The organism is Glycomyces dulcitolivorans (assembly GCF_003265355.1).
GTDB lineage: Bacteria > Actinomycetota > Actinomycetes > Mycobacteriales > Micromonosporaceae > Glycomyces > Glycomyces dulcitolivorans.
On sequence record NZ_QFRW01000217.1, the window covers coordinates 1 to 8,711 of the forward strand.

At 66.9% G+C, this 8,711-nt stretch carries 11 protein-coding genes; 6 read left to right on the plus strand and 5 right to left on the minus strand.

The genetic code is table 11. The features are described from left to right. Positions 1–32 precede the first annotated feature (32 nt). From DI269_RS14960 to DI269_RS14980, 5 genes are all read right to left on the minus strand, one after another. Positions 33–881, minus strand: a complete 849-nt coding sequence (locus DI269_RS14960) for a hypothetical protein (protein ID WP_157975005.1) — start codon at positions 879–881, stop codon at positions 33–35. Positions 882–1,295: 414 nt separating this feature from the next. Next, positions 1,296–2,231: a transposase family protein gene (locus DI269_RS14965; protein ID WP_112137177.1), complete on the minus strand. Its 936-nt coding sequence runs from the start codon at positions 2,229–2,231 to the stop codon at positions 1,296–1,298. Between the two features lie 366 nt (positions 2,232–2,597). Then, positions 2,598–2,858, minus strand: a complete 261-nt coding sequence (locus DI269_RS14970; RefSeq protein WP_112137179.1) for a GntR family transcriptional regulator — start codon at positions 2,856–2,858, stop codon at positions 2,598–2,600. 478 nt (positions 2,859–3,336) lie between these two features. Then, positions 3,337–4,143 carry a hypothetical protein gene (locus DI269_RS14975; RefSeq protein WP_112137181.1) on the minus strand — a complete coding sequence of 269 codons (807 nt, stop codon included), beginning with the start codon at positions 4,141–4,143 and terminating at the stop codon, positions 3,337–3,339. Next, positions 4,144–4,980: a sigma-70 family RNA polymerase sigma factor gene (locus DI269_RS14980; RefSeq protein ID WP_112137183.1), complete on the minus strand. Its 837-nt coding sequence runs from the start codon at positions 4,978–4,980 to the stop codon at positions 4,144–4,146. A 303-nt stretch (positions 4,981–5,283) separates the two neighbouring features. On the opposite strand from DI269_RS14980, the gene DI269_RS14985 reads away from it, so the two are divergent. The 6 genes from DI269_RS14985 (at position 5,284) to DI269_RS15010 (ending at position 8,585) form a co-directional block, all read left to right on the plus strand. Continuing rightward, positions 5,284–5,505 carry a hypothetical protein gene (locus DI269_RS14985; protein WP_112137185.1) on the plus strand — a complete coding sequence of 74 codons (222 nt, stop codon included), beginning with the start codon at positions 5,284–5,286 and terminating at the stop codon, positions 5,503–5,505. A 10-nt stretch (positions 5,506–5,515) separates the two neighbouring features. Beyond that, positions 5,516–6,022, plus strand: a complete 507-nt coding sequence (locus DI269_RS14990; RefSeq protein WP_112137187.1) for a hypothetical protein — start codon at positions 5,516–5,518, stop codon at positions 6,020–6,022. Next, the gene (locus DI269_RS14995; RefSeq protein WP_112137189.1) at positions 6,019–6,675 is read left to right on the plus strand and encodes a GGDEF domain-containing protein; all 657 of its coding nucleotides are present in this window, start codon (positions 6,019–6,021) and stop codon (positions 6,673–6,675) included. Before DI269_RS14990 ends, DI269_RS14995 begins: the two co-directional genes overlap by 4 nt. After that, a complete protein-coding gene (locus tag DI269_RS15000) occupies positions 6,672–7,004 on the plus strand; it encodes a hypothetical protein (protein WP_112137191.1) in 333 nt (110 codons plus the stop codon). The genes DI269_RS14995 and DI269_RS15000 overlap by 4 nt, the downstream gene beginning before the upstream one ends. Next, positions 7,001–8,278 (plus strand): DUF2637 domain-containing protein, encoded by a 1,278-nt coding sequence (locus DI269_RS15005; RefSeq protein WP_112137193.1) that lies wholly within the window; start codon positions 7,001–7,003, stop codon positions 8,276–8,278. Before DI269_RS15000 ends, DI269_RS15005 begins: the two co-directional genes overlap by 4 nt. A 100-nt stretch (positions 8,279–8,378) precedes the next feature. Beyond that, complete coding sequence (locus DI269_RS15010; RefSeq protein WP_112137195.1) at positions 8,379–8,585, plus strand: hypothetical protein; 207 nt, start codon at positions 8,379–8,381, stop codon at positions 8,583–8,585. Positions 8,586–8,711: the final 126 nt, after the last annotated feature.

An 8,711-nucleotide genomic window follows, 5' to 3' on the forward strand; every position in this document is an offset into this window, starting at 1 on the left:
GCTTTCGCGGCCCGGCCCTCGTGGCTTGGGCGTCAGGGGCAGGACACGGGTTTGCCGGACCAGCTCAGCGCGGCGGCGTCGATGTAGCCCGAATCGACGTTGAGGAAGCACATCTGCGTCCCTAGGAACGAGGGCATCCAGTTCGCACCGTTGTAGCCGTGGGGTTCGAACTGCCCCGAGTACGGATTGTTGGCCGAGGTGAAACAGGTGTCGACCGAGAGCGAGTAACGGTGGGAGAGGTAGTCGCCGGTGCGGGTGTAGATCCGGGTCCCCGCCCCAGCGGTCGCCAGGCAGGAGCTTGTCGGGTTCGGATCGAACTGGTGCCAGGCTCCTGCCGTTCCGTCGAATGTCCAAGGCCGGAACGCGGCACGGTCGTAGGCGGTCAGGCCGGCCTTCTCGACCCATCCCTGGGTGCCGTCGGCGGCGGTCACGGTGATGAACTGCAGGTATTGCGTCTCGGAATCGGCGCGGATCATCCGCTGCCAGCCGGATGGTTTGGGGTCGTAGTCGCAGTCGCCGTCGTCGTTGCAGGCGTTGGCGGTGTCATCGATCCCCGGAACCGGGGTGTAGGCCTTGAAATCGGCTGTCTTCTGGCCGTCGTGGGTGAGGACCGCGCCGGTCAGGCAGGTGCCCTTGGGCCAGATCGCGACCGGGTTCATGCCCTCGACGTCGATGGTGTCGTCGTCGCCGTCCTGCTCGGCCTGTTCCTCATCGTCGTCGCCTGGGTCCTCGGCCTTCCACGTGCCGAACTCGTAGCGGACCGCGCCCAGCCTGGTGGCGGCCACGCACGTCGGCTCCGCGGGCGGGTCCTGCGCCAGAGCGCTTTCGCCACCCGCGAGCACACCGGCCGCTGCGAGCACTGCGACCAGTACCGCTGTCATTCTCGTATCCATCAATCCCCCGTTCGCAGCCCTGTCTGGGCTCCTTTGAGGACAGTATGCCAGCGGCCCTGCGCCTTCGCTTCAGATCGACACATAGCCCGGGCCGCCGCTGAGATGGACACCGAGCTCCAGACCGCCCGAGATGAAGCCGGCTCCGAAGTCGGCGGTCGACCGGACTTGCTACACGGGGCCGGATCTTCAGATCCTTCGTCGGCCAGGCAACGGGAAGCCCGTGGGCGACCGACGACAGGTCGCGGGCACGGATGACGTCACACAGCTTCACAACCGCACCTTCGAAGACTGGAACCCGCAGCCACAACACCAGAGCGCACCCGTAGACAACTTACGGGACATCGCTTACGACCTCGTGCATGGTTGTGGTTGGCACGCAATGGTTCCTGCGGGGGTCTTCGCTCAGATCGAATATCCGCTCGGTTGGGCCGCGGTCTGCTGGTGTGAAAGTAGTCCGGCGACGGCCCCGATGATGTCGCTCATGTGCTCGCGGCGGCCGTGATGGCGGGCGAGGGACCGCCAGTTCTTCAAATGCGCGATGCCGTGTTCGACGCGGATGCGCCGGGAGGAGTGCGCATGGCGCTTCTCGGCGAGGAGGGTCTCGTACCAGGCTGGCGGGTGCTTCTTGAACTTTCGGTGCGGCGGCGTCACGACCCTTCCGCCGGACTCGGTGCCGAGCCCTTGATATCCGGCATCGGCGAGCACTGTCGTATCGCTCTGGGCGGCCAGCAGGTCAGGCAGGCCCAGTTGGCGGGCGTGGGTGATGTCCGCTCGGCTGCCCGGTTCGGCTGGGCTGCAGAAGAGCACGCGTCCTTCGGCATCAGTGATGACCATGGTTTTCACCGCGTTCTGCTTGGTCTTGCCGGACACGAACCGGTCCCGGTTCGGGCTGCCCTCCGCCGGGCGGCGGACGCGGATCTCGGTGCCGTCGACGATGGCGGTCTGACCGGTGGCGCCGAGGTGATCGACGACCTCAGTGAGGGTGCGCAGCCGCACGCCAGGAGCGATGGAGCAGCCGCGCATGGCGAGAAGCGGCCGGATCTCGGCGATGGCGCGGGTGACGGTGGACCGGTCCACGCCGAACCAGCAGGCCAGCACGTCATGGGTGACAGCGTGTCGCAGGTTCACCAGAGTGACAAGGAGGCGATCCATGAACACCAGGCGATACTTCGCCCCGGCGCCGACCGTCCTGCTCCGTGGCCGGGAGACGAGGCGATCGACGCGCTGCTGCTCCCAGACCGGTCCGATCTCGGCTGCGATCGCGGCGATCACCTCCGGGGTCAACCCCGTGATCCGCCGGTCGCCAACGATCGCCTCACGCACCCCGGTCCCCACCATCCACCCATGATCCACGCTGAAGCCGTTGCACGCCAACCACAACCATGCACGAGGTCGTTAGCCCCGGGTAAACCCCCTGGCCAAAATGGCCAATATGGCCAAAACCCTTGACGCAAGCCTCTGGCCTGCAAGAAGGTTGATCCGAGGCAGCATGGCCAATTCCTATCGAAAACCTTGGGCCGCATGGCCAGAACCCCGGACGCAAATCGCGTCCGGGGTTCTGGCCATGTCGGGAGAGGTTTCGGCCGGGTATTGGCCAGGCTCACAATCTCTGCGTTTCTGCTGGTGAATGCAACACGGACGGGGTTTTGGCCATATTGGCCATATTGGCCAGGGGCTTAGCCCAGAGAGGAAGCACCTCTTCACCTACTCGGTGTTGTCGGTCGCCGCGGCCACGAACGTGCCGTGCCCCTGTATCGCAACCACCCGGCCCTCGTCGGCGAGAAGCTGAACAGCTCGGCGGACCGTTCCGCGCGCGACGCCGTAGGACTGGACGAGCTGTGCTTCGGACAGGATGCGCCGGCCAGGTTGCCAGTCGCCTCGATCGATTCGCGCGCGAAGGATCGCAGCTAGTTGCTGGTACGGCGCCATGAGCGCATCGTGATCAATCGCCGCGTCTGGGTCCATGCCGCAGACGTTAGGGGTTCGAAGGCGACCTGACATGGCCTTCAACGTTCTAGGTTGCTCTAGGATGACCTTGTACAAGTCTGTACAAGTGCATTACCCTGGACAAACGAAAGCCCTGGCGGTCGCTAGCACCGACCCCAGGGAATGGCCTCACCTGCGGAGAGGGGAGACATGGATAGCGTATCGGCTGACCATACTCGAACGGAAGACCAGCTTGAGCCCATGCTGGGCGTAGCGCCGGCAAGGATGAACTGGGTTCGTACTCGGGAGAATGGCAGCGAGATTGTCGAGCTGTATCTTGACCGGTCTCGTCGAGACGGGTGCTTGGTGCGCTGTGTCGGTGACGGTGCCGAGGAGAACGTTGGCACCCTGCAATGGAGCGCTTCTGGGCTCGGAGGAGTTGTCTGGCGTGGCTCGGTGACTGCGCAGGATCAGGAGAACTGGCGCATTGAGCTGTACCGATGGGTTGAGGAATCCATCAAGAAGTGAACTGGCAGAGCACCGCTGAAGCGTCGTCCGATTGCTTGTTTCGGGGCCAGCGGGCTCCTTGAGGATCGGACTTTTCCGCTGCTCGGACCCGCGCCAGAACTTCCTGCGGGCCACTCCCGGTGGCCAATTCGAGGAGTTCCTCGTAGCTGGCCAGTTCGAAGAGCGCGGCCAACCGCGCCGCTCCATCAGTAAGCAGCAGTGCACGGCGAAGCGAGGCAAGCTCCATCTCTCCGGTGATGGCGTGCTCAACCACCTTCGGGTCCGAGCCTGCCACCCAGTAGCCACCGGGCACGTTCTTCCGCGACAGCTGGGCAACCTTCATCTTGCGCATCGCCTCCACCTTGCGGGGATCTCCGATGAGGTACTGGTCGGCCTCAGCTTGCTCCTCAGCGGCGATGTGGTCGTGGCTGTCGGTGATGATCGCGAGCTTGTCTGATTCCAGCACCAGAGAGACGTCACCGAGGACGAGCCATTCGAACCCAGAATCAGACCTTCGAAGGATCGCGATCCCTGCGGTAGGAGTGCCCAGGTGGGAAAGGTCGCAGCTGTCGCGATGTAGGAGCGCCACCGCATCGATTGCGGCAGCAAGAGCCTCTTTCAAGGTCCTCGTCCCGTGCAGGTGGGCTTGCGTGGCTGCCCCAAGTTGCGCGGCATACCAGGCGGTTCCATGTGAGCACCCGGTGTCGGTGCGAGAGGTCTCTCCGTCGATGACGATGGCTGAGTTCGCCCCGACAGCGAAATGGTCTTCGTTGGGACGACCGGGCACACCGTTCTCAGTGGCAGCGAGAACCTTCATCTACTTACCCTCTCGATACAGGGCCGTGAGCTGCTGGGTTGAGAGAATTTTGCCCGATTCGTCGAAGGTCGATTCGACGAGAGTTGAGAAGCGCTGGAGCTTCAGTTTCTTGTGCAGGTCGGCGGCGTTCTCCGTGAGCCACTGAGCAGCTCCCAGTGTGCCTTCGGCGTGAATGCCTGCCGCGTACAGGAACGTTCCCTTTCCCCCGGGGCTCGGCAGCCGTCCGACGTACCCGAAGTCCCTCAGTTCGCCGTTGTCCCTGGGTGATCGGTACTCGGTCTCGGTGTTGCGGTCTACCAGGAACAGCCCTGAATCGTCCGTGTCGAATGACAGGTTCGAATCGGCAACCATGACCTGGCTCAAGAACGGCATGAGCTTCACGGAGCACAGGACAACCAAGTTCTCGCGGTTCAGGTCGAACAGCCCTGAGAGCGGCACGGCCTCCTGAACGGCCTCAAGCCCCAGAGAGCGCATGGTGTCGGCGATCAACTCATACGCCTGAGATGCCTCGCGGGAGATCAAGGGCTGCTCATGGCCATCGCTTCGGCCTCGCTCCGGCTTGGTGCCAATGGCAACCGTCACCCGTCCTGAACCGAAGAAGACACGTTCTGGTCTGAGGCCCGCGGAGCGGAGCTGCGAGACGCGTGAACGCGAAATCCCGATCTCCTCAGCGATCTTGGTGATGGAGAGCCCTTGTGCCACCAGCTCATTGAGTGCTTCTCGGCGGATGGCCGAAAGCTTCAGAACCTGGCCCTGAAGATCCTCGATGACCGTGTGCACCTTCCGTGCACGCTGCATCGGATCTTCGATGGCCTCGATCGATTCAAGCTGGTTCATCGCACCTCCTGCGTTTGGGGCCTATCGCGAGCATAGCCGTTAGGGGGCTCTATTCCCTACCCTACACACCCTGTCGGAGGGTGAAACGCCTGGTGAACTGGCCCATACACGTAACACGGAACCCCTCTCAAAATATTTCCGTTAGGGGGGTTGCGGACGTCAAACGACGTGCCCTATGGTGTTTATAGCCCTAACGGGCGGGCGTTAGCCGGGGTTCCGGTGGTATGCCTGCGGTAGGGGGCTACCGGACAGTTGTCGCCCTGCGGCTCCCGTCCTTCCCAAACGCCAGCCTGGGAGGTTCCCATGTACACCACGACCACCGATGAGGCCGACTGGTTCGACCTCGAACCCACCTTCTCCGAGCTCGACGCGATCGAGATCGAGTGGCCGCAGATCGAGCGCGAGCTTGCGGCCCTTGAGCGCGAGTTGGCCGGCCCGGCACCGGAGCGCCTCGTTGCATTCGACATCGACCGCGCGCTCGGCGACACGCTCGTCCCCGGCTTCCCGACCTTCTCGATGTCCTAGGAGGTTGGCCATGAGCGAGTACGACGACACCGAGCTGCTGAAGCGCCGCGCTGACGATATTCGCGTCGGCGACCAGGTCTTCACTCCGGCGCACCGCTGGGAAGCCGTCGATGGCGTCCTGCGGGTGGGCGAACTGCGGTATGTGGAGATCACGACCCGCCAAGGCCGCAAGGAGTACCGGTGGCGGTTCCAACCGTGGCACACGCACCCGGTGCTGCCCGCTTCGTACACCGCTCGGGAGCCCAAGGCCCGACTGTGGGATGGCGGGCGCGGCCTCAAAAACGTGATTGCCGCGGTCTGGGACTGGGAGTACAGCGCCCACAAGGGCTACCACCTCGCCGCGGCGTACGGCAAGACCGGCGCGGGCTGGGAGGTCTACGACTACGGCATCGGCACCCCGGCCACCCTGGTCGGCGAGGGCCTGTCGAAAGCGCAGGCGGTGTCGTTGGTCAAGCGAATCGCCCGTGAGCGGGCGAAAGAACTGGGCGTCGCCGTGGACTTCGGGGGTGCGCAGTGAAGTCCTCGCACCTGCTCACCGCCGCCTCGGCGGGCCTGCTCGCCGCTGCCGCGACGGCCGGGCCCCTGGGGTGGAAGCTCCACGCCAAACACCGCGCCGCGACCCGCGACGCCCTGACCGGCTTGCACAACCGCGCCGGGTTCACCCGGGCCCTGCGCCGTGCGCCGGGCTCGGCGATGTGGCTGGTCGCGGCGGACTGCAACCGGTTCAAGGCCGTCAACGACGCCCTGGGCCACGCCGCCGGCGACGCCGTGCTCAAGGCCCTGGCGGCCCGGATGGCCCGCCTGGTCCACCCGGGCGGGACTGCGGCCCGGTTCGGGGGCGATGAGTTCGTGATCCTGTGCGGCACCGAGCAGCTTGCGGCCATCGGCGCCGGCGTCCTCGCCGTGGTCGCCACCGGCGGCGACGGGCAGGCGATGCCGGTGACCATGGCCGCCGGCGCCGTCCTGTTCGACCCGGCCGCGGACTTCGGGGCGCAGCTCGCCTGCGCCGACGCCGCCTCCTACCGGGCCAAGGCGACCGGCGAGCCGCTCGCGGTGTTCGACCCGGCCGCCGACGACCACCCCGCCGCCCCGGCAGGGGCGCGCCCGCGAGTGCGAGTGCGCGACCTCGACCGGTGGACCGCCACTGAAGCTATCAAGGAGACCAAGTGACGCACTTCGAGCCCACCCAGCCGCACCTGCCGCGGCAGCGAAGCGCCGAGCCGGACCTTGGCGAGGTGTTCGACGCCGTCCGCGAGCGTCGCGTCACCAGCGATCACTCCCGCGTGATCAGCCACCGCTACCCCAACCTCGGGACCCTGACGAACCACGAGTGGTCCCGACTGACCGAGGCCATGGACACCGTCGACACCGAGATTGGGGACGGTGCCGAAGCCCTGGGCCGCATTATCCGCGTCGCAGATGACTTCGGCGCCGGGCTCGACTTTCTGCGGTTCCTGCTCGACATGCTCCGCTCCGAGACCGGCCGGGAGGACCGATGACCAGCCAGATTCCCGTTTCCCCTGAGCCCGAGCCGGGCCCGGTCGACTGGGACGCGCTCAACAACGAAGTGTTCGGCGACCCCACTCCTGACGTGGTGAACGAGACCGCCGAGCAGGTCGCGCCCGCGATGGGCCCGGCTGAGGCGGCCCGCCAGTTCACCGAGTGGAACCGCGCTGACGAGCTCGTCCGCCGGATGAAGGTGCACGGCGCCGACCGCGCCAGCATCGCCCGTGCGCTGCACGCGGCCTACCCGGAGGTCCGCCTCCCCGGCTACGAGACCCCCGACGAGCTGCCGATGCTGACCGCGCCGCCGGTCCCCGCCGAAGAGGCGCCCGGGCCGCGCCCGCTGTCGCTGGGCATGTGGATCGTGGTCAGCGTCGTCATCGGCGCGGTCGCGGCCCTGGCGATGCTCGGGTTCATCATCTCGTTCGGCACGCAGGTCGATGAGCTGGAGCCGTTCTTCGGCAGCGGGGCCTGGATGATCCCGGTCGGCATCGATGTCGGGATCGTGGCGTTCGCCGCGCTCAACCTCGTGCTCGCTCGCATCGACATCTCGATGCCGTGGCTGCGGGCGGTGCCGGCGGTGTTGACGGCGGCGACGCTGTACATCAACGTCAACGCCCACGACGAGCCGCTGGCGCGCATCGCGCACGTCGTGCTCCCGGGCCTGTGGGTGATCGCCTCCGAGGTCGGCACCCACGTGGTGAAGGTCCGGGCCGGGCTCGCGGCCGGCACGCGCACCGAGTCGCTGGGCATCGCCCGGTGGGTGCTGTCGCCGGTGACGACGGCGCGGCTGTGGCGGCACATGCGCCTGTGGGGCGTGCGCACCGCCGAGGCGGCCCGCGAGGTCGAGTCGACCCGCCTGGAGGCCAAGGCCGCCTTGAGGTTCCGGTACGGCGCGTTCTGGCGCCTGACCGCGCCCGTGCAGCTGCGCACGGCTTACCAGCTGCGGCGCCTGAGCGATGCCGAGGTCTACACGTTCGTGCCGCCCCAGGTCGCCGACACCGAGCCGGTCAAGGCCCCCGCCGCCGCGCCGGCCGCGTCGAAGACCCCGGCGCGCCAGGCCCCCGTCAAGGCGGTCAAGCGCCGCCCGGGCCCGACCTCGCCGCGCCTGGACGACGCCGCGGCCCTGGAGCGGCTCAAGGCGATCGCGCCCGACGAAGGCGGCCACCTCTCGATCAAGCGCGCCCGCGCGGAGCTGGGATGCGGCTCCGACCGCGCCAAGCGCCTCCTAGCCGAAGCGGGCCTGCTCGCACCCGAGACCACCGACTAACCCCCTTGGCGGGGCCGGTCAGCTGCTCGATCGGCCCCGCCCCCACAACGACGAAACACCAACGCACGCAACCGCAACCAGCACCAAGGGAGCACACCTCATGGCTACCGGAACCATCCTCCTCGTCTCCGTCGTCCTGCTCGTGATCGGCATGTGGACCCTGCGCCGCTCGTTCCTGATCGGACAGACCGTCTTCGTCCTCGGCGTCCTCGGATTCATCGGCGCGATCCCCGCCATCGGCGACTTCGCGAACACGATCGTGACCGGCCTCGCCGCGGCCTCGACCACCTTTATCAACCAGTTCTAGAAGGGGCCCAACATGACTGAGGCGAACACCGACACCAAGGCCCCGGCCGACGACGCCGGGGCCGGGCGGCCCGACCGCCCCACCGCGCCAGCAGCGCCCGGCGGCGCTCCGGCGACCGGCCGCACC